Source organism: Pedobacter puniceum (assembly GCF_009674685.1).
Lineage (GTDB): Bacteria > Bacteroidota > Bacteroidia > Sphingobacteriales > Sphingobacteriaceae > Pseudopedobacter > Pseudopedobacter puniceum.
Genome location: NZ_WKJI01000002.1, coordinates 80,003 through 101,281, shown reverse-complemented (window position 1 = coordinate 101,281; position 21,279 = coordinate 80,003). Strand labels below are relative to the sequence as shown.

Genomic DNA, 21,279 nt, shown 5'->3' with positions numbered 1-21,279 from the left:
TATGCGAAATTTTAAATATTTAACCATCTTTTTGATGGTGTCAGGAATAATATTGCCTGAAATTTCTTTTGCACAAACCATTTCAGGAGGTAGCACAGGGCTTCAACAAGTACTTGATAGCGTTTATATTGAAATGTTACCCTTATGTAGCAAACTCATAGATGTAGCAAGAGGTATAGCAGGTTTTGCTGCATTATGGTACATAGGTTCCAGAGTTTGGAAGCATATAGCAGCGGCTGAGCCTATTGATTTTTATCCTCTCTTAAGACCCTTTGCTTTAGGTTTAGCAATCATGCTTTTTCCATCAGTTATTGACTTAATGAATGGGATATTAAATCCTATTGTTTCTACTACGAATAGCATGGTGACTGATTCAAATAAAGCTATAGCTGTACTATTACATAAGAAAGCAGAAGCCACTAAAAATTCAAGGTCTTGGCAAATGTACGTAGGGGAAGACGGTAGCGGAGATAGAGAGAAGTGGTATAAATATACCAATTCTGGCAATGGTAATTCAAAAGATGAGGGGCTTCTTGAAGGGTTAGGTAATGATATGAGGTTCTGGATGGATAAGCAATCCTATAATTTTAGAAACACAATTAAACAATGGATGAGCGAAGTACTACAACTTCTATATGAGGCAGCAGCCTTGTGTATCAACACTATCAGAACATTTTATCTTATTGTGTTGGCAATCTTGGGACCTTTAGTATTTGGATTTTCTGTATTTGATGGCTTTCAACATACTTTAACAGTATGGATAGCAAGATATGTTAATGTATTTCTTTGGCTTCCAGTAGCCAATATATTTAGCTCTATTCTAGGTAAAATACAGGAGAATATGTTACAGCTAGATATTTCTCAAGTACAAAGCAGTGGAGATACATTCTTTAGTCCAACAGATACAGCATACCTTATTTTTATGCTAATAGGTATAGTAGGGTACTTTACTGTTCCAGGAGTAGCAAACTATATCGTTCATGCTGGAGGAGGAAACTCTTTATTAAGCCGTGTAAACTCGATGATGAGCAAGTCTGGCGGTACAGTAGTTTCTACAACTAAATCAGGTATGGGAATGGCAGCTGATGCTTTAGGTAATCAGTGGCAGAAAGTTTCTAAAAGTCATTCAGCCTTCGGAGCAAACTCAAATTATTTTAACTCTGATAAGGATAATAACTCTCCGCGAAAAAATCGCTTATCAGGCAATTAACTCTAAAACCCCAAGTATTATGTTTCAACAACTCAAAAATATTGATACGGCTTTTAGGCACATAAAACTATTCAGTATCGTTTTAATGGCAATATGTTTAGTCATTACGATTTTTGCATTATTCAAAAGCTATCAAATGCTTTCTAATGCGAATGATAAGATTTACATCTTAAGTAATGGTAAAATATTAGAAGCTTTTTCAGCAAGTAGGAAAGAAAATATTCCTGTGGAGGCAAAAGACCATATAGCTACTTTTCATCATTATTTCTTTTCTCTTGACCCTGATGATGAAGTAATTCAAGCGAATATAAGTAAGGCACTCTATCTGGCAGACCAAACCGCAAAAGCTCAATATGATAATCTAAAAGAAGAAGGCTATTACAATAATTTGATTTCAGCCAATATAAGTCAGAGGATTTCTATAGATAGTATTCAGGTTGATATTAATCAAATTCCTTATTACTTCAGGTGTTTTGCTACACAGGAACTCATCAGATCTTCTTCAACAGCCAAGCGCAGTTTGGTTAGTGAAGGCTTCTTACGTGGAGTAAGTCGCTCTGATAATAATCCTCACGGTTTTTTAATCGAAAAATGGAAAATCATAACTAATCAAGATGTACAATAAAAAACTTAATAAGCACAAGCTCAAAAGCTGCCTTGAAATCAAACATAGACTGTTAGCACAATATATTAACCATAAATGCCATGCATTTACTGATAACCAAAAGAAAGTGTTTTTAATAGTCTTGTCTATCATTTCAACTGCTTTCAATATCTATCTCATTTTAAACACTATTATTTAAATCACAACAGTATGAAAACAAAAAGATTAGCAGGAACGCCCAAGCAGAGGCGATTATACCTAATAATGCCATTACTTATCTTACCATTTCTTACCATGGCCTTTTGGGCTTTAGGCGGAGGTAAAGTTAAACAAGCTCCAATAGAAGAGGAAATAAAAGGGCTTAAACTTGAATTACCAGCTGCAAAATTTGATGAGCATCAAAAGACAGATAAGTTTAGTGTTTATGAAGCTACAGCCTCTTCCTTAATGAGCGAAGAAAAGGATAATCCCTTTAACGAATTTGCTGGCGATAGCCCAGAGGAAGAAATAAGCAATAAGCTAAATAAATTAAACTCTTTACTTCAAGAGGAAGAAATGAGTCATGCTTATCAAAGTAGAATAGCTTCTCCAAGACCCACTAGCGAAGTAAATAAGGTAGAGCATATGATGAGTATGTTAAATCAAAAACAGGAAGACCCAGAGATAGAACAGCTTGATGGTATACTTGAAAAAATCATGGATATCCAACATCCCGGAAGAACTAAGGAAAAACTTGAAAACAAACAATTGTCAGGTAGTTATGCCGTAAGAACTAAACAAGATTTATCTGATGATAACAATCAAGCCAATGCTATTAAGGCAGTCATTCATCAGAATCAAGAAATTGTATCTGGGGCTGTAATTAAGTTGAGATTACTTGACACAGTCTACATTAATGGAATAGTTATTCCCCAAAACCATTTTATATATGGTTTAGCTCAAATTAATAGCGAGCGTATGTTGATTAATATCAAAAGCCTTCGTTACAAAAATTCTATTCTCCCAGTTTCACTGTCAGCTTTTGATTTAGATGGAATAGAAGGTTTGTTTGTTCCTGGTACAATATCTCGTGACGCCTCAAAGCAAGGAGTAGATGATGCCATACAAAGTATGCAAATCATGACTATGGATCCTTCGCTAAGCGCACAAGCTGCTGGAGCAGGAGTACAGGCTATAAAAGGGCTGTTCAGTAAAAAAGTTAAACAAATTCGTGTTCAAATAAAAGCAGGTTACCAACTGCTATTAAAAGATAACAACCAAAGAACTATCTAATATGAAAATTATCATCATAACCATTATGAGTTTGCTCTCACTGCTGAAAGTAAGCTTAGCTGTTCCAACAATTTACATCAGTCAAAGTAAATACACATGCTTAGAATTTGAACAAGAAATTAAAAGTATTCATCCAATTGGAGAGCTGGTTGAATTTGAAGTGATTAACAAAAAATTAATTAAAGTAAAAGCGGTCTCTACAAACTTTAAGCCTACTGTTTTAGAAGTATCCACAGTTGATGGATTAGTTTTTTCTTGGCGACTTGAATATTCTTTTGGAAGAGCGGGTAAGAAAATCAAAGTTTCATCTATTGAAGCAAGTAAGAAATTACTCATACAAAAAGATGTTAATGCCGCTAAAGTTTTAAAAGCCAAGATAAAACCATTAAAAAGTGTATCCATTGACAAAGTTAAGTCTACAGTTTCTAAAGTTTTAATTTCCGGAGACAGCTTATTTTTTAAGATAAACATCAATAATCAATCTAAAATAGATTATGAAATAGATTTTATCAGGTTTTATATCAAAGATTTAAAAGCCACAAGAAGAACTGTTACGCAAGAGCAAGATATTCATCCAGTTCAAGCAATGGGGTTGGAGAATAATAAAATAGTAAGTAAAAAGGATAAGCATCTAGTATTTGTCAATCTGAAATTCCCTATACAAAAAGGCAGAGCATTATTTATTGAGATATATGAAAAGAATGGTTCAAGACATATATATCATAAACTCTACAATCGAGACCTTAAAAAGGTAAAAACAATAAACTCAATTTTTAACTACTAATTTCTTTATGATGAACACACAAAATTTAGATTATCTGAAATCAAATCTAAAGTATTTTGGATTTGGAGAACGTTTAAACGAGTCTCTTGAGAGCGAAATAAAAGCTCAAAAAAATGAATTTAAGTTAACTTGTGAAATCCCTCATTTTAATAATAAAATGAATTTCACACTACACTTTAAAAAGTCAGGTTCTTCTGATATGTATTTCTTTAATAAGTACGATGCTGTTCTTACTAATGGAAAACCAGAGCTTGATAAGGAACAAGTGTTTTATATCAACAAAGGGATCGGAATTACAGCTAAAGAGGCTTTTAATTTACTTGAAGGCCGTTCTGTTAAAAAGGAATTGATAGGTAAAGATGGTGAAAAATATGAAGCTTGGATAAAAGTAGATTTCAATTCTCCTGATGAAAAAAGCGGCTTTAAACTACAGCAGTTTAGTGAAAAGTATGGTTATAATTTAGAAAAGGCAATTTCTAATTATCCGATAAAAGAATTAAGCGATCCTGAACAGAAGCGTAACTTATTAAGTTCTTTAGAGAAAGGGAATTTACAACAAGTCGTAATTGACAAGGACAATAAGGAAACTAAGTTTTACATAGAAGCTGTTCCACAGTATAAAAACATCAATATCTATGATAGTAAACAACGTAGCGTTAAAAGACAGAACGTTGAGAAAGATAACAATGATGTTGTTTTAAAGGAAGAAAAGGCTTTAAAGCAAGCTTCTAAAGATTTAGGAGAACCCAAACAAAGTAACTCAAGAAAAAAAAAGATGAGTCTATAATTTAAGAAAAGCCCTTAGGGGCTTTTTGCATTTAATTACATTAAAAGTCAATTTAGTTCGTTTTAGAATAACATCATCATTTTTAGCTATGAAAAAGCAATTCATTTTTTTACTCAGCATAATATTCTTGTTAGGTTGTGATTCAAATTCTATATCAAAAGAAGATGCATTGAAGTTATTATCCCAGCAGGAGAATTATCCAAAACAAATAGATTATGAAATCTACTTAGCAGACCCTATTGATGCTAACAAATTAATAGATGTAGGTTTGGAGAAAGATGGATATGTTAAAATCGATATGTCACAAAACATTTTAGAATTAGGTAGTCCATTAATCAGTTTTACAGAAAAAGCAAAACCCTATTTAATTAAACAAACTGAGAACGATTTAAAGCAAAAAGTTCAAAGAGTTAAAATTGGTAGAGAGGTGATTAATGAAATACATCATTACGAAAAAGTAAAAAGCGAAAAAAGTATAAAAGTAGATTATCAAATAACTTTTAGAGAGACTACACCTTTTACCCTTTTGTCAAAGAGAAAAAGCAAAATTATAAACAAGTCAACTATTATTTCTATTCCATAATCCCTTTTTGTAATCTTAAAAAGTTCCTGATGCTATGTTGCTCTTGTAAAATAAGCGAGAATCAAACACATTCATTCCGTTATACTACATTCAGAAGTGTTTAATATCATTGTATTTTAAGAGGTGATAGACTTTTTCAAATCATCACCATAAACCCTTTTCCTATCCTCAAAAAGTTTATGCCTTACGAGTGTCAACGAAGCTATTTTGCTGATAGATGAAATTTGCGTTCCGTTACAGATGCGAATAAACACATTCATTCCGTTGCTCTGCATTCATAAGTTTATAACCATTGAATGATAAAGACAATTTAAATAATAGAGAGCCACGTAAAGCCAAACCATAAACCCTTTTCGTAACCTCAAAAGCTTTATGCCCTTTGGGTGCTGCGTTCCGCTCTCTAGCGGAAAAAGGCAGTTTGTTTTTCGTTATAGAAAGTGAATAAACCTATTCATTTCGTTACCCTACATTCATCAGTTTATCTAGAATATCTAAATATAAAGATGTTTCTAAATCATCATGGATGAGTTCTTATTGGCTTTTTTGCTGAGGCAAATTTAAACCTCTTCGGCAGGCAAGGCCATGCCCTTCGGGTTTGGACAAAAAATCTCCACACCTACGCTTTGCTTCGGGTAGTATTTTTTGCCACAAAGTCTTGACCTACCAGCCCCACGCTCAATTGTATTGCCTCTATCAAAAAGCCAATGGAGGCGTAAGCCGAAATCGGTAATTAACAAATTTTTTAACTATTTAATATTTATCATCATGAATGCAGTAGAAAAAACAAACGGAGCTGTACAAAGTAGCACTCAAAAAAAGGAAGAGTCAAAAACATCAACCTTAAGACCTAACGAGCCAAGAACCCCACAGGAAGGCATTGTTAAGGTAGAGAAAGAAGTAAAACCAGAGAAATTCATGCCCAATTTAGAGCATACGCTAAAAGTGGTTGAAAGTCTACACAGAAGAAGTCTTCAAAGAAACAATTTATTAATCAGGATTCAGCAATTAGACGCGTTTGAGATTAACCTAATGGAAGAAGGTGATGAATTGGAAAATAATCATTTTCAAGGCTGCCAGTTAATTATTTGTGATGATAAGGGTAGGAAGTTCATAACCCAAACTTCAGGGCTTATCCATTTAGTAGCTGGTTTTATTCGTAGTGCTTGCATGGAAAAGCTAGCCGAAATTGAAGCCAATATTGTTTTTCCAAAATCTTAATGCATGCCACCCGGCTTTATAGCCGGGTGGTTTATTTCCTTAAAAATTAACATCATGACAGCATTATTTATAGAATTCACAAATCAAATTTTCTGGGAGGGCTATGCTGAACAATTAGCAGAAAATGACCCTAAAAGATATACCCTAGAACTAAACGATTTTTTAAACACCTACAATTATCATGAATAAAGAAATCTTGTATCTCGTAGTTAGAGCAGAAGTAAACTCTAATCTCGGGAATATTCCTGAAATCATACAGGAATTAGAAAAAGAAGCGGTAATAGTCTTATCTGATACGACTAATATCCAAGTATTAAACACACACATTTTATTTACCCGGTTTAACAGCCCAAAACATGACAACAATGGCACATCAAATTAATTATAATGAGCAGACACAAAAGCATAGCTTTTTTAGTGTAAGAGAAAAGGCTTGGCATGGCTTAGGTCAAATAGTAGAAGATTATCCAACAAGTGCAGAAGCTTTAAAATTTGCCGGGCTTGATTTTGAAGTATCTAAATTACCTAATTTACATAGGTTGCCTAATGGAGACGAGCTTTTATCTGATAATTCCTTTTTTACCTTTAGGACTGATAATAATCAGATTTTAGGGGATAAATTAGGTAGTGATTATCAGGTGGTCCAAAATGAAGATGCCTTTTTGTTTTTTGATGCTATTGTAAATCAACAAGAAGGTATTTTGTATGAAACAGCCGGAGCATTAGGCAAAGGAGAACGTATTTTTATCACTGCAAAATTACCCGATTTTATTAGGGTTGGTTATGATGATTTGATAGAGAAATACTTATTCCTTACAACTAGCCATGACGGAAGCGGGAGTATAACCGCAGCTTTTACACCTATACGGATAGTTTGTAACAATACCTTAAATGCAGCGCTTAGAAATCAAAGTAACTGCTTAAAAATAAAGCATACTAATAATGCTAAGGAGAGATTACAGCAAGCACATCAATTAATGGGAATTAGTAATCTTTATGCTAAAGAGTTAGAAGAGGCTTTTAATGTATGGACAAAAGTGCGAATCACAGATAAGGAAGTTTTGAAGTTGGTGCAGCAAGTAATGGCACCTACTAAAGAAGTCTTAGAAAATGTTCTACATAACCGGGAGGATGAGAACTCGACACACTTTAAAAATATTTGCAACAATATTTTAGAGTATGCATTTGGTAGCCATACACAGCAAACCAGTACCACAAAAGGTACTTTATTTGGTGCTTATAATGCTATTACCGGATACTACCAAAATGTTAAAAGCTATAAAAATGAAGAACAAAAACTTAAGTCTATACAGTTTGGTACAGGTTTGCAAAGAAGTCAAAAAGCTTTTGATTTATGCTTGAAAGTTGCCAAAAACAAACAGGAATTCATGTTTAACTAAGAAAAGGGCGAAAGCCCTTTTTTGCGTTTAAGCCTCCAAATTTTTCCTTCATTGATGAGGATATTGATAAAAGAGAAAAATTTGGAGGCTTTTATATAAGAGGATATTAATTATTAGGGATGTTATGAAATGTTAATTTCTTGGATAAATAAGAACTAGATTCTATTAATATCGAAACTAATATTCTATCCATTTTCGGTGATAAATTAGGAAGTTGAGACGAAAAGCTAAAAATACTTATTGTACCAGTTCTATCGGTTTTCCTTACAACATTTTCTTTGACGTATTTTAACAGTGTTTCGTATTGATTCATGGTAAATTAATATATCCTGTGAAAATAGGTAAGATAAAAGGCTTTTGCAATTTAATACTAAAAATTTAACCGCTCACAATATTTAACAGCTTCTGGACAATTAATAATCAAACCTGAATTTTGCTTCTTTGAAGTAAACCAAACTAACCGATATTCTTTTTGACTTTCATACTTTTTGTGTTTAAGAAAAAGTTCAAACTCTTGAGTTAGAGATTGAAGCTCCACATGAAATGCTGGATTAGCATAATATTCTGGTCGTTTAATTTGATGTGCTAATGTTTCATAATTTTTCAATTTAAAAACTCTATTTTCCTGATAATTACACCGGCCTTCTGAACCAGCTTCACAAAAAGGGAGTTTTTTTGCTATTTCCAAAGCAAAAGAAGTTGGGTTTACAATTTTAATCGCCCCGACAGCTTTAAAGTCTTTTTTATTTTGTTCGGTTAAACTTGTTGTAGTAGAAAGTATAAAACTATTTAGTCCAGCTTCATATTGTAATCCGTGTGTATTCCCTTTGTTATCTTCAAACCAGCATAAAGCTTTACCTTCGTTTTTATCGCCTTGGACTTCATTTTCATACTCTCTAAATTGAGAAAAACAACTAATAAAGATCTCTCCTTTATTAAAAAAATTATTTAGCCATTCTGTTTTATCTAAAAGTCTAAATATAGGGTCTCTTTTAATTTTCCAATCAATTGCTGGAACATAGCTATTTCTGGTAAAATAGAGCATAAATTATATTTTAGAGTATGGACCTCTTATAATAACTTCATTTTCGATATTATATTCCACTGAAAAATAAGATTCATTTTGAAGATGAAATTCAATAAGTTCATCTATTTTTATTTCAGCCTCTTTTAACTTTTCCAACAATTCAGCCTCTATTTCTTTTTTTTCATCAATTCGATTATCCACTGATGTCTTATTAGCATTAACTTCACTCTGTTTTTGAAGAATCCTAAGTTTCATATCTGATGATTTTTCTCTTTTTTTTAAATCTTCCAATTCCTTTTCAAGTTTATAAAATTCAATTTTTTGACTTTCAAGACTTTCTTTACTATGCAACAGAGCTTGTGCTAATGATTCAATTTCCATATATGCTTACTTAAGATTATTAACTTTTTAATAAATAACTACTTATAGATAATAGCTTTAATTAACCTGTAGTACCCCATTAACAACCAATTATAATTTCCCATTATACTCTGTAAGCTTCCCAGTTACACAAATACGTTTATGGTTGTATAAGGTTTCTGGTGCTTGAGGGAATTTAGCTTCATCACTTTTAAATACCACTAAGGTTAAGGGTGCATTGGGGAAATTACCGCCAAAGTTTAAGAAAGTTAATTTTTCTAGGGCTTTGGTACTGTAAACGGAGTCGCAAATGGTTACAAGTTTGTTTAGGTATTGTTGGGCTTCTTTTATAGAGATTTTAGTGGGCTGTTCTTTAGGTGTTTCTTGTGCGTTTATATTAAGAGTTAATGCACATAAATCAATAAATAATATAGTGTAGAAATATTTCATAGTGTAAATGTGAATTATGTTGTAATAATAAAGATATTTTTCTTAAATATGAAAGGAGTTGTTTTTGGATTTATCAATATTATTTATTAGTTGTTATAAATTACATGTACCATAAAAAACTTAAAAATGATTAAATACCTAATATAACTATTAGGCCTTATCTTTTTTTTACCTTAATGGAGTATATACCCTAAAAAGATGTATAATATAATTTTAATTTGCACTGCACATTTGGAAAACGGAAAATGTAATTCTGATGAATTATTTGACATCCTGAAAAATATAAGACCGGAAGTGATTTTCGATGAATTGACCAGCGAATATTCTGATATGTTTTACAGTGATTTATTTGACACCTATTTTATAAATAGCGTTTTGCGTAATCTTAAAGCCCCAACAGTGCCTCTTGAAGTAAAAAGTATTAAAAAATATAAGCAAAATTATGATGTTGAAATAATTCCAGTTGATATTGATACAAGACAAAAATTAGCTGAATATCAAAATGAGCTTAATTTTATCTTTCATAAATTATTTACCCATAAGGACTATATAACTTTTGATGAAGAGAGAGAAACATTAATAGCAAATGAAGGCTTTGAATATCTCAATAGCGATAAATTTCTTGATTTATCAGATAAAATGGACGCTTTAGAAAATACTATTGTAGCATCTGAAATTGAGAATGAAAGGCTTCTTAATATTTATAACTTATTTAGAATTGAGCAAAAAGAGAAACGAGAAAACGCAATGCTTCAAAATATTTATATATACAGTCAAAAAAATCAATATAATCAGGCCGTGTTTCTTGTTGGCGCCAATCATAAAAAGTCTATCATGCAGAAAATTATAGATTATGAAGAACTGTCAGAGATTAAATTGAACTGGAGAATGTACGGTAGTAAACAGAAATGAGATAAGCGATAAGTTTTGTATGGCTCCAGCCGGTTTAGCTTAAAAAAATAAGCTTTGGACTGAATTACATTCCATATTTTGAGGTTTCTATAATTATACTTACATTGACAGAACATTTACCAAACAAACGTTCTTCTTTTAACGTAATAAGAGTAATTTTGCGGGCGCAAATAAAAAAGCATTAATGGCAGCGGCAGAACAGATAAAGAGTTTAATTAAATCTTTTGGAGATGGTGATGAAGACCGTTTTTATGCCACAGCTATGCAAATTGCTGCCGCAGAGGCTCGTCGTGGACATGCCACACTTGCAGACGATTTAAAAAAAATGATAGATAAGGCGAAGCTTAGTAAGCATAAGCAGTCTACTATAATAAAACAATTACCTGTAAATGTAGCCCAAAAAGAGCTGAATGATTTATTGGAGCTGATACATCCTGATGTCAAATTGAAAGATATGGTATTATCGCCTATCGTTCAAAATGCTTTACAGAGGGTATTGGATGAGCAAGGTAAAATAGATTTATTGGAAAGCCATGGATTGAAAGCTCGTAAAAAATTGCTATTTACAGGGGCTCCTGGTTGTGGAAAGACAATGAGTGCCCATGTGCTTGCCGGAGAATTAGGTTTACCATTATTCGTTATCCGTTTAGATGGTTTAATTAGCAGATATATGGGTGATTCTATTGCTAAACTACGTCTGATATTTGATACGATGCATAATTTTAGGGCGGTATATCTTTTTGACGAATTCGACAGCATAGGTACTACACGTTCTGCCGGTAACGAAGTTGGTGAGATTAAACGCGTATTGAACAGTTTTTTACTACAGATAGAGAAAGACGACTCTCGTAGTTTAATTATTGCGGCTACCAATATGCCGGAAAGTTTAGATAGTGCTTTGTTCCGTAGGTTTGATGACATCATTAGCTATCCCTTACCTACAATGGAAGACATTTTGAGTCTGTTAAATTTAGAGTTAAGCAATTTTAATCTAAAACAACAAACCGACTTAACAGAGCTCGCCAAACGGGCGGTAGGTTTGAGCTTCGCAGATATACATAGGATATGCAGTGATATGATTAAAGATTTGCTGGTATATGGGGAAGACAAGATTTCTAAAGAGAAAATTTTTGGCTATATTGAAGCCAGAAAAACACCTTTTTAATTTAGTCATCTAAGCCTATGGCCAAACAATTACAAGAGCATCTCTTTTTAAGAGATAGATTTGCAACTACCCATCCTTATACTTCTCTTAATTCTGGCGGTCCTAAGGTAAAAGCTAGAAGTATCATTAATAAACAACAACATGGAGATTTTATAAGAGTCCGATTTGAGGAAGCAATTTCTGATTTTCATGAAGGCAGAGACGAGACAGATTTCGTTTATCTGGTTTTTAAATCTGCTATAAACTTTCAGCTAGATATCGATAAGTTTGATGACAAGGGTTCATTTAGGATTGCGTATGTTAAATATATTGAGAGTATTGATGAAGGAGGCTTACCAATAACTTATTATGAAACCGCTATATATTTAGACAAGAAGGCAATCTCTAAATTTTTAGAAAAGCTTAAAAATTTTCCTGAAAAGTCTACTTGGCAAAGTATAAGAAAAGGCATTCCTGTTCCTGAAAACAATTCACTAATCTCCAATATTGATGATATCAGAGCAGCTACTTTAGAAAGTTTTTGGCAAGAACCTGAAATTCCTTTTCCAAATGCTAACGAGAATATATGGTGGGAAGTTTGGCTGGACAGAAGTGCTACACAAGACCAAAATGAGGAAGAATTATTTGCAGCACTCTCTAAAAATAAAATTCTTATTGGGCAACAATGGCTCAACTTTCCTGAGCACAAAGTTGGTTTAATGAAAGCTACTGCCGAAGATTTAGGTAAAACTTTATTGTACAGCGATAGATTGGCAGAATTAAGAAAACCTAGAGAAACCGCTGAGTTTTTTACCTATCTGTCTAAACAAGATAAAGACGAATTTTTAAAAGATTTGAGTTTAAGAGTGGAAGACTTCACAGATTTTAGTGATATTTCTGTATGTCTTCTAGATACCGGACTAAATTTAGGTAACCCAGCTATCCGAAATTTAGTGCCGGAAAGAAATTTAGACACAGTGATTCCTGAAGCAGGCAAAGCAGACACTGCTCCTCGTTCGGGACACGGAACACCCATGGCGGGTTTAGTGTTATATGGAGATCTTTCGGATGCTTTAGCGCATAATGATAAAATTCAAATCTTTCATCACTTGGAAAGCATAAAATTAATCAGCAGCAACCATCCGCATGACCCACAAAATTATGGCTATGTCACAAAAGAAGCACTGGGAAGGGCGGTTTTAATTAACCCTACTCATAAAAGGATAGTTTGCCTTTCTATTACCGAAGAAAACGCCGATCACCATGGTACACCGACACTATGGTCTGCCGCAATAGATCAACTATCGTTTGCTGATGAAGAAGGGTTTAATGAAAATACCTTGTTTTTAATATCTTCCGGTAATTTGTTAGATGAAGAAAGAATTAATTATCCCTTAGCTAACGACGACTGCAGCATTAACTCTCCTGCTCAGGCTTTCAACGCGATAACGATAGGTGCCTATACATTAAAAGATCGAATTGATTTTGAATTACATCCAGAATCAGAGCTCCTGGCTAAACGAGGAAGCATGGCACCATGTAACACTACCTCTTTAAGCTGGAAAAAATCGTGGTGTCGTAAACCAGATTTGGTAATGGAAGGTGGCAACCAGGCTTTACAATTTGGAGGTGTTTTGACACCAGATTCCTTACAATTGCTGAGTACAGCTAAAGGAATAACTATGGATTGGCTGACAACTTTTGGAGATACCAGTGGGGCAACCGCACTGGCAAGCAGATTTGCCGCTATTCTTTATGTTCAATATCCTCAGCTTTGGCCAGAAACCATCAGGGCCTTAATGATACATTCTGCGGATTGGACTGAACAAATGTTAACTTCCTTTGGTAGCGAAAAAAAACATATTAACTTACTAAATAAGGAGGAAAAACATAAGCTTTTGCAAACAGTTGGATACGGTGTACCACAACTTGAAGGTGCCATTTACAGCGCAAACAACTCATTGACATTAATTGCAGAAAAAATAATAAAACCTCTTAAATGGGAAGGAAGAGTAAAAACTGATGAGTTTCATTTGTTTGAACTTCCATGGCCCAAAGAAGCTTTAGAGGGATTATTTAATACACCTGTTAAACTAAAGATTACACTTTCTTATTTTATTGAGCCAAATCCAGGTAACAAGAGATATACTCTTGCTGCTAATTATGTATCTCATGGGCTACGCTTTAAAATTATTGATAATAACGAATCACGAAAAGCTTTTATGGGAAGAATAAGTAAAGCTACGCAAGGAGAAGATTATGATAAGGAAGGTGGAGAGAAAAACTGGCTATTAGGTGATGAAACCAGAAACAAGGGATCTTTACATAAAGATATTTGGGAAGGTGCTGCCGTTGATTTGGCTTCACGAAATGTAATTGCTATTTACCCAGTAGGTGGTTGGTGGAAAAACAGAACGAAGTTGAAACGTTTTGAGAGTAGTGTTAGGTATAGTCTAATTGTATCTATCGAAACCCCTGCTATTGATGTTGATATTTATACACCTGTTTTAAATCAGATTAATATTGATGTCCCTATTGAACTAGAGTAAATTTCAATATTATGTATAGGAAAATACTGAATTACCCGTGGATTAAGAGAAATCAAAGTTTTATTCTTTTAGCTCCGACCATGGCTGGGGGGGTATGGCAAATACTAGAATTGGGATATATAGGTACACCTTATATCCGTTTTTTTTCTGTTTCACAACTTATATCTGATGGATTACTATTAAGTTTTTTACTTTTTTGGCCCTTAGTAATTTTTCATATGATGAGATTTGCTATTCTTCAAGAAGATGAAGCTAAAGAAGACACGAAAGGGATTTTAAGTAAGCTTAGAATTTGGGTATCTCTAATAATTGTGTTCATTTTTATAATTTTCTTTAGTAAGGCCTATTGGAATACATTCAAAGATTTGTCTTTAGAAACTATCACCCTGCTAGATATTATCGGAATCGAGGTGTATATTGTTGTAATGTTATCATTAATTCCAATGGTAATTAAAGCTGTTGTAAAATTAATTTGGCCTTCATTCAAGTTCGATATAAATAAGCTCATAAACTATTTACAGTTGCCAATAACTCTTATAGCTTTTGGTTTATTAGGTTCACTTATCTATATAATACCACTTTTTCACAGGTCATTTTTCAAGTCATCAGATTTTGGAAACATGAAATATTTAGACTGTGCTGTTAAAACAGAAAATAAAGATCTTAAGTCCTATCATCTTTTGTATTTTAATGATAAGTATATTTTTATTCAGATAACACTTAAATCAGGCGAAAAAATGACAGAAGTTAAAAAGTTCGAAACGTTCCTAACTAATCCTTGTGGACGATAATAGATAATATTTTTGAATAGCTTGTACTTGCACTAATCATTTAAATCTACTATATATATCTATAATTTATGCTATACCATTATACTTCTATAAATACATTAGCTCTAATTCTAAAAAATAAAAAAATCAGATTTAATAGACTGGATCTAGTTGATGATGTTTCAGAATTGGACGGTATACCATCTTACTTTTCGTCTTGTGTATTTGTTTCCTGTTGGACCGGGAATATAGAAGAAAGTATCCCGTTATGGCGAATGTATACCCCAAATATGAAAGGAGTAAGAATTTCTTTAAAAAAGGATATGTTCCAAAAAAAAGAAGTAAAAAAATTTATTGGTGAAAGTTTTGGATGGGAACACCACTATGGACCTCTTAGTGCAGAAGAAGCCTACACGAATGGTAAATATATGGTCGCAAATATATTTGAAAACCCCAAATCATTTTTTAAAAAGGTGATTTATGAAGATGAATTCGCTAAATTTAATCATGCATGCTTTAGTGAAGAACCAAAAGGAATAGAAATTTCCTTAGTTGATTTAGGAATGTATAAACACTCTAGATGGTCTTTTCAGGAAGAATCTAGATTTATACTTTACACAAATCCTCTTTTACCCTTATCACATCCACTTGTTATGGGTTCGAAATCTAAACAATTGGAATTAGCTTATTATTGCCTTCATAATAATATACCAAATACGTCAACCTTCATTGATGTTGATTTAGAAGATACCGTTTTGCAAAATATCTCTGTTACATTGGGACCACTTTGTGATGAATCCGATGAAATATTGGTCAACTGCCTATTAGCAAAATACGCTAAGAATGGAATTGTAAATAGAAGTGAATTAACGGGCGCAATTAGACTTAAACAATAAGATGGGTAAAAAGGAAGAATTTTATTATTTAGCAAACCCGTTTTCAATTGACTTAATAACATCTTTATCTAAAGCAATTAAAACATTTGATCAACGAGACGGATATCAATCGGGCAGAAATAACCATCACTTATTAAGTCCTAAAGAAAAGTATATATCATATGTTTCTAAGGTTCATTCAAACCTTATTGAAGTCAATAATCAAATATCTTATTTAAAAATCTTTATTCGACGCTATCCTTTTAAGCAATATTACACAAAAAACGGTATTACAGAGGTAGAATATATACAATATCATATGGAGGTGCTTTTTCATAAAATACATACAGTATTAGAAATAATGAAACTGTTACTCAACAAGGTTTATGACTTGAAGATTTCCGATAGAGATTGTAATTGGATTACCTTGTGTAAACATGTTGATAAAAAAGAGCTATCTATGAAACATCTAAATTCATTTTACAAAACTTTTGAATTAATTATCGAATCACGCCACCTTAGTTCTCATAGAGGTATATTTTTTGATGAGCAAAAAAATAAAATAGAAATAGATCTAGGATTTAGTCTTTATAAATTTGAACATAATGGATATAAAGTTGATGATGAGACAAAGAAAATATTTCCTCTTAGATTTATAGAATATGAGATAAAACAATACAAAAAATCGAAAGTAATTTTGGTAGAAAAGGTTGTTGAATATAAAGAAATGATTTTAAAAGAGTTTCTAAGGTCTTTATATCCAGAATTTATTAAGCAACAAAAGTTAAAAGGGTAACAGTAGAAGCTTATATTGTGAAAGTTTGTAAAGAAAGCTTGTATAGGGAATGTATGTATAACCTTAATTATTTCTGATTTTCAGTTTTACTAAAGCTTAAAAAAAAATGATTGTCCTGCAGATATTTTAATAACATATCTGGATTTTTCTGGACACTATCCATATCTAAAAAAGTAGTCAAATCTGTTAATTCAAATAAATCTGCACAGCCTGCTTCTGAGAAAAGTTTATATAGTTCTGAATGCTCTTTAATGGCTAATTTGCTTATGCCTTTTAAGGTGTCTAGGTCTAGAAATTTCTTATCGAGTTTCTTTAATTTGGTAATTGAAGCTAGTTTTTCGCCTTCTGGTGTGCCATCATTGGTAAGAAAAAGAAAGGTTTTGATAATGATTTTATGATCAATCAGATCTACAACAAGATAACCTAATTTTTTTTCGTTATAGTCAAACGTTATAAGATGACCAGACTTGGTATGTATAGCATTGGGTTTGCCGTTAAAAAATAATGATATTGTGAAAAGGATTAAACCGTTTTGCATACTTAGTCTCTCGGCCATCCTTAACAAGGCATGCTGTTGGATATAAACAGGTAAGGCATCTTGGCTATCTGTAATGCCGAGTTTAGCAGGAATGGCAAATGCATATTTCATTTGACCTGCTGCATTTTGCCAACCGACTTGAAAAATTGTTCTTTGATGATGATCTCCCTCTGAAGTTTTTGTATACAGTATTAATATTTTATAGGGGAGAATAAGGTTTAACTTTTTTTATTTGATATTATTTCTATATATAGGCGAACAGGCGGTAAATATTGCTTTTTATACTTATACTATCAACTTCGCTTTTATCAATAATTCTTTTTCCCATTTCTCGATTTTATCTTTTACATTTTGAAAGTTAAATGGTTTACTGATATAGTCATCCATACCAGCAAGAAGGGCTTTTTCTTGATCATCATGCATAGCGTTAGCGGTTGCAGCTATAATTATAGGTCTCTCAGCATCAGAATACTTTTCTAATATTTTTCTTGTAACCTCGTAACCATCCATTTCAGGCATCATCACATCCATAAAAATCAGATGGTATTTTTTTTGGTCTAAAGCTTTTAAGACCTGAGTGCCTTTCTCTGCAAGGTCTGCTCTATAACCAAGTTTTTCTAGGGTCTTTATTAATAATTTTTGATTGATAGGAGTATCTTCTGCAATTAATATATTTATGGGTAAAGCTGTTTTTATAAAATCAATATTTTTTAAAATGGGTAGTATAGGTTCAGCTTTTTTTATAAATGTATCTGATACTGCTTTCAGCATTTGATTGTGTTTGATTGGCTTATTTAATAAAGCCGAAAACAGGTATTTATGTTGAATTGCATAGTTATAATCAGGCCCTGAGGAACTGAAAAGAATAACTGGTAGGTTAGGGTACAAATTTTTAATAATTTTGGTTACTTCAATACCATCTTTACAGGGCATATTCATATCTATAATTACCAAATCATACTTTTCTGTTGCTAGAGATTGCAAAGCTTCTTCATAATTTTCAAAAGTTTTAGCACTTAACCCCCAATTTATACATTCGGATTTAAGTATTTTTAAATTGTTTTTATTGTCATCAAGTATCAGAATACGTTTGTTCTTTAATGGAGTTAAATCAATAAAGTTATGGGTATTAAATTGTTTTACTTCTCTGTTTACTTCTGCTTTAATAGTGAAAATAAATGAAGATCCTTTATCGACCTCACTTTCTATCCGCATGGTTCCACCCATTAAAACCGTTAAGCGTTGACAAATGGCTAGTCCGAGACCTGTACCTCCATATTTTCTGGTGGTTGAAGAATCTACTTGTGAAAAACTCTCAAAAAGTCGATGATATTTGTCCTCAGGTATTCCTATTCCGGTATCTTTAACAGCAAACTCTAAAGTGTATAATCCGTTTTCGTTTACTCCTAAGTTTCTTACATTTATTTGTATTTCGCCTTTTTCTGTAAACTTTATCCCGTTACTTACCAGATTAATCATAATTTGTCTGAGTCTGGTAATGTCGCCAATTATTTCTAAGGGTACGTCGGGTTCAATATAATAGAGGAGGTCAAGTCCTTTATCGTTAGCATTTACCGAGAGTAAATCGTAGGTTTCTTCAATAACATTATTGATGTAAAATGGCTTATGCTCTAGCTCGACTTTACCTGATTCAATTTTAGAAAAATCAAGAATGTCATTAATGATTGAAATAAGAGTTTCTCCACTCATGCGAATAGTCTCTACAAAATCTGTTTGCTCTCTACTTAAATTGGTGTTTTCTAGTAAACTAGCCATTCCTATAACACCATTCATAGGTGTTCTTATTTCATGACTCATACTTGAAAGGAAATCTGATTTAGCTTTATTTTGTTCATCGGCAATTCTTCTTTTTTCTGCTAATTCTTCAGAAAGGTCTTGTAATTGCTGTTTTGCTAAATACTGGAAGGTAAAATCAGTAAATACCCACATTCGCCCCTTTATGTTTTCTGAAATGGCAGGTACGCAAGATACACTAAGTACAGATGTTATGGGATCACCAAATATCCACTTCCAATCGTCTTTTTTTTGACCGGGCGAGCTAAACAATAGAAGACCTTCTTTATTGATTTCATCTTTGTTTATGGCAGTATTTTTTAGCTTTTGCATTGCTTCTGAGATTACTATTGGGCTATTTTTTTCTTTTGAGATACCCAAAATTTCTGATGCCATGCTATTCACCCAACCATTTTTGCCAACATCATCTACAAAAACGATACCCTGTGGAATTGTTTCGAGAATGGTATTAAAACGTGTGCTTAACTCTTCAATTAATAGATACTTTTGAATAATGAAAGCAGTTTCTTTGAGTCCGGTAAGTGCATAATTTAAAAAAATCTTAAACGCTTTATCTCTCTTGAACCTTTCATCAACCAGTAAAAGAACTCCTCCTATGAAGTCAGTTTCTTTTAGCGGTATGAAAACGACAACTTCTGATGTTTGTTTTTGTACTAAATTCTCAACGTCTAAAACAATTTTATTTTTTTTAATAAGTTTTACAACCGTCTTAACATCGGTTAAATTATTGATAAGATTTTCTGATGTGCTATATTCAATACGAGCAGTTATTTCATCTTCAATTCTAATAAATGATACAGCTTTAGCATGTGCATACTTTTTTAATAGATTTGTTGATTCATCTAAAATAACTCTAAAATCTTTTTTTTTCTTTATCGGATATAGGCCTGCTAAAAAATTAACTGCTTCAAAAGTCCAATCAATATGTTTCTGCTTATTCAAAATGGCTAAATAAATTGTTTTATTTCATTGATGATTTCTTGTGGTGCACTCATATGCGGAAAATGACCGAAAGCATTTACTACTTTAAGTTTACTATTTTTAATATTCTTATGAAGATATTCGGCTACACTTAAAGGTACGGCAATGTCTTCTTTTGCTTGTAGGAGTAGGGTTGGTTTATTTAGTTTTTGTAATTCCTTACGATAATCAGACTGAAAGATTACCCTAGCTACTGATTGTGCGATATCTGGTCTGATAGCTTTCAATGTGGCTGCGAAGCTTTCTGCCAATTGAGGATTTTCTGGATTAGCCATAGCAGCAACTGAAAATCCACTTACCCATGCGAAATAGTTATTTGTCATGGTTTCGTATATTTCATTTAAGCCTTGTTGTTCAAATCCTCCAACATAATCAGTATCGTTCAAGTATCTAGGAGAAGCCCCTATCATGATTAATTTAGAGAAAAATTCTGGTCTTTTTATAGCAGTAAGTAAACCAATCATCCCACTTACAGAATGGCCTACTAGTATAGCATCTTTTACATTATATGCTTCACAAATAGCTATAAGATCTTCTGCGTAGGCTTGGAGCGAAGTATATTTATTTGGGCTAAAAGATTCTAGATCGGCTTTTCCGCCTCCAACATTATCAAAAAGAATAATTCTGTAATTTGATATGAATGCTTTTATAACTTGATCCCATGCGCTTTGGTCTGTTCCAAATCCGTGAGCAAATATCATAGTGGCACCTTCTAAATTACCTAATTGTCTAACGTTATTTTTTTTTGCAGGTTTCATTATAAAGAATATTGATAGAAAAGTTAGAAAGAAGCTGAAAATTCTCTACTAGCTTAATCATATAGACTAGATACAATACAAATTAGTTTTTTAAGTACATATTACGTTTTTAACTAAACGAGAAATTCGTTTAATCGCGTATATATAAAAATAATTGATGATATTTTAATAATGGAGATGATTGAATTTTTTATTGAAAAGTGAGTAACTTTTATCATAATACAACACTAAATGAACAACAGTCATTAACTAATTTATAGAAAACTATATATCATAGCAAAAATAAAATGCTCGGAATACTTCACAATTTTTTTCAGAAGAAAAAAGTTAATATAGCGCATATTATGCTTAAACTATGTCGTGAGTATATTGGTGATATCAACTTTTGTGATACTCCTAAAATTTAAATGACATTATTTATAATTCAATTTAGATAAAAAAGCTGC

At 32.5% G+C, this 21,279-nt stretch carries 22 protein-coding genes; 16 read left to right on the top strand and 6 right to left on the bottom strand.

The genetic code is table 11. The features are described from left to right. The first annotated feature begins 1 nt into the window (after position 1). From traJ to GJJ64_RS07095, 10 genes are all read left to right on the top strand, one after another. On the top strand, positions 2-1,210 hold the full coding sequence (gene traJ, locus GJJ64_RS07135; protein ID WP_154287035.1) for a conjugative transposon protein TraJ: 1,209 nt from the start codon (positions 2-4) through the stop codon (positions 1,208-1,210). A 19-nt stretch (positions 1,211-1,229) separates the two neighbouring features. Then, a complete protein-coding gene (gene traK / locus GJJ64_RS07130; RefSeq protein ID WP_154287034.1) occupies positions 1,230-1,835 on the top strand; it encodes a conjugative transposon protein TraK in 606 nt (201 codons plus the stop codon). Between the two features lie 189 nt (positions 1,836-2,024). Further along, a complete protein-coding gene (gene traM, locus GJJ64_RS07125; protein WP_154287033.1) occupies positions 2,025-3,086 on the top strand; it encodes a conjugative transposon protein TraM in 1,062 nt (353 codons plus the stop codon). A gap of 1 nt (position 3,087) precedes the next feature. Next, on the top strand, positions 3,088-3,870 hold the full coding sequence (locus tag GJJ64_RS07120) for a DUF4138 domain-containing protein (RefSeq protein WP_154287032.1): 783 nt from the start codon (positions 3,088-3,090) through the stop codon (positions 3,868-3,870). A gap of 7 nt (positions 3,871-3,877) precedes the next feature. Then, positions 3,878-4,657, top strand: coding sequence for a hypothetical protein (locus tag GJJ64_RS07115; protein WP_154287031.1), 780 nt, complete (start codon positions 3,878-3,880; stop codon positions 4,655-4,657). A gap of 88 nt (positions 4,658-4,745) precedes the next feature. Next, positions 4,746-5,240, top strand: coding sequence for a hypothetical protein (locus GJJ64_RS07110; RefSeq protein ID WP_154287030.1), 495 nt, complete (start codon positions 4,746-4,748; stop codon positions 5,238-5,240). A gap of 765 nt (positions 5,241-6,005) precedes the next feature. Then, entirely contained in the window at positions 6,006-6,458 is a 453-nt protein-coding gene (locus GJJ64_RS07105) for a hypothetical protein (protein WP_154287029.1), read from the top strand. 54 nt (positions 6,459-6,512) lie between these two features. Then, positions 6,513-6,647 carry a hypothetical protein gene (locus tag GJJ64_RS16985; RefSeq protein WP_262884803.1) on the top strand — a complete coding sequence of 45 codons (135 nt, stop codon included), beginning with the start codon at positions 6,513-6,515 and terminating at the stop codon, positions 6,645-6,647. Further along, positions 6,640-6,840, top strand: coding sequence for a hypothetical protein (locus GJJ64_RS07100; RefSeq protein WP_154287028.1), 201 nt, complete (start codon positions 6,640-6,642; stop codon positions 6,838-6,840). Before GJJ64_RS16985 ends, GJJ64_RS07100 begins: the two co-directional genes overlap by 8 nt. Continuing rightward, a complete protein-coding gene (locus GJJ64_RS07095) occupies positions 6,824-7,858 on the top strand; it encodes a DUF932 domain-containing protein (RefSeq protein WP_154287027.1) in 1,035 nt (344 codons plus the stop codon). Before GJJ64_RS07100 ends, GJJ64_RS07095 begins: the two co-directional genes overlap by 17 nt. A 370-nt stretch (positions 7,859-8,228) precedes the next feature. Here the strand turns inward: GJJ64_RS07095 and GJJ64_RS07090 are convergent, their stop codons facing one another. The 3 genes from GJJ64_RS07090 to GJJ64_RS07080 form a co-directional block, all read right to left on the bottom strand. Beyond that, the gene (locus GJJ64_RS07090) at positions 8,229-8,903 is read right to left on the bottom strand and encodes a hypothetical protein (protein WP_154287026.1); all 675 of its coding nucleotides are present in this window, start codon (positions 8,901-8,903) and stop codon (positions 8,229-8,231) included. Positions 8,904-8,906: 3 nt separating this feature from the next. After that, on the bottom strand, positions 8,907-9,266 hold the full coding sequence (locus GJJ64_RS07085; protein WP_154287025.1) for a hypothetical protein: 360 nt from the start codon (positions 9,264-9,266) through the stop codon (positions 8,907-8,909). 90 nt (positions 9,267-9,356) lie between these two features. Further along, the gene (locus tag GJJ64_RS07080) at positions 9,357-9,695 is read right to left on the bottom strand and encodes a hypothetical protein (RefSeq protein WP_154287024.1); all 339 of its coding nucleotides are present in this window, start codon (positions 9,693-9,695) and stop codon (positions 9,357-9,359) included. Between the two features lie 198 nt (positions 9,696-9,893). Here GJJ64_RS07080 and GJJ64_RS07075 point away from each other — a divergent pair, with 198 nt between their 5' ends. From GJJ64_RS07075 to GJJ64_RS07050, 6 genes are all read left to right on the top strand, one after another. Then, positions 9,894-10,607 carry a hypothetical protein gene (locus GJJ64_RS07075; protein WP_195759251.1) on the top strand — a complete coding sequence of 238 codons (714 nt, stop codon included), beginning with the start codon at positions 9,894-9,896 and terminating at the stop codon, positions 10,605-10,607. Between the two features lie 184 nt (positions 10,608-10,791). Next, complete coding sequence (locus GJJ64_RS07070) at positions 10,792-11,772, top strand: AAA family ATPase (protein ID WP_154287022.1); 981 nt, start codon at positions 10,792-10,794, stop codon at positions 11,770-11,772. Between the two features lie 17 nt (positions 11,773-11,789). Further along, entirely contained in the window at positions 11,790-14,300 is a 2,511-nt protein-coding gene (locus tag GJJ64_RS07065; protein ID WP_154287021.1) for a S8 family peptidase, read from the top strand. An 80-nt stretch (positions 14,301-14,380) separates the two neighbouring features. Continuing rightward, positions 14,381-15,091 carry a hypothetical protein gene (locus GJJ64_RS07060; RefSeq protein WP_195759250.1) on the top strand — a complete coding sequence of 237 codons (711 nt, stop codon included), beginning with the start codon at positions 14,381-14,383 and terminating at the stop codon, positions 15,089-15,091. Between the two features lie 68 nt (positions 15,092-15,159). Further along, on the top strand, positions 15,160-15,966 hold the full coding sequence (locus GJJ64_RS07055) for a DUF2971 domain-containing protein (RefSeq protein ID WP_154287019.1): 807 nt from the start codon (positions 15,160-15,162) through the stop codon (positions 15,964-15,966). A 1-nt stretch (position 15,967) separates the two neighbouring features. After that, positions 15,968-16,741, top strand: a complete 774-nt coding sequence (locus GJJ64_RS07050) for a Cthe_2314 family HEPN domain-containing protein (protein WP_154287018.1) — start codon at positions 15,968-15,970, stop codon at positions 16,739-16,741. A 67-nt stretch (positions 16,742-16,808) separates the two neighbouring features. Here the strand turns inward: GJJ64_RS07050 and GJJ64_RS07045 are convergent, their stop codons facing one another. The 3 genes from GJJ64_RS07045 to GJJ64_RS07035 form a co-directional block, all read right to left on the bottom strand. After that, the gene (locus tag GJJ64_RS07045; protein ID WP_154287017.1) at positions 16,809-17,390 is read right to left on the bottom strand and encodes a hypothetical protein; all 582 of its coding nucleotides are present in this window, start codon (positions 17,388-17,390) and stop codon (positions 16,809-16,811) included. A gap of 174 nt (positions 17,391-17,564) precedes the next feature. Then, positions 17,565-20,036 carry a response regulator gene (locus GJJ64_RS07040; RefSeq protein WP_154287016.1) on the bottom strand — a complete coding sequence of 824 codons (2,472 nt, stop codon included), beginning with the start codon at positions 20,034-20,036 and terminating at the stop codon, positions 17,565-17,567. Between the two features lie 5 nt (positions 20,037-20,041). Further along, positions 20,042-20,833 carry an alpha/beta fold hydrolase gene (locus GJJ64_RS07035; RefSeq protein ID WP_154287015.1) on the bottom strand — a complete coding sequence of 264 codons (792 nt, stop codon included), beginning with the start codon at positions 20,831-20,833 and terminating at the stop codon, positions 20,042-20,044. Between the last annotated feature and the right edge of the window lie 446 nt (positions 20,834-21,279).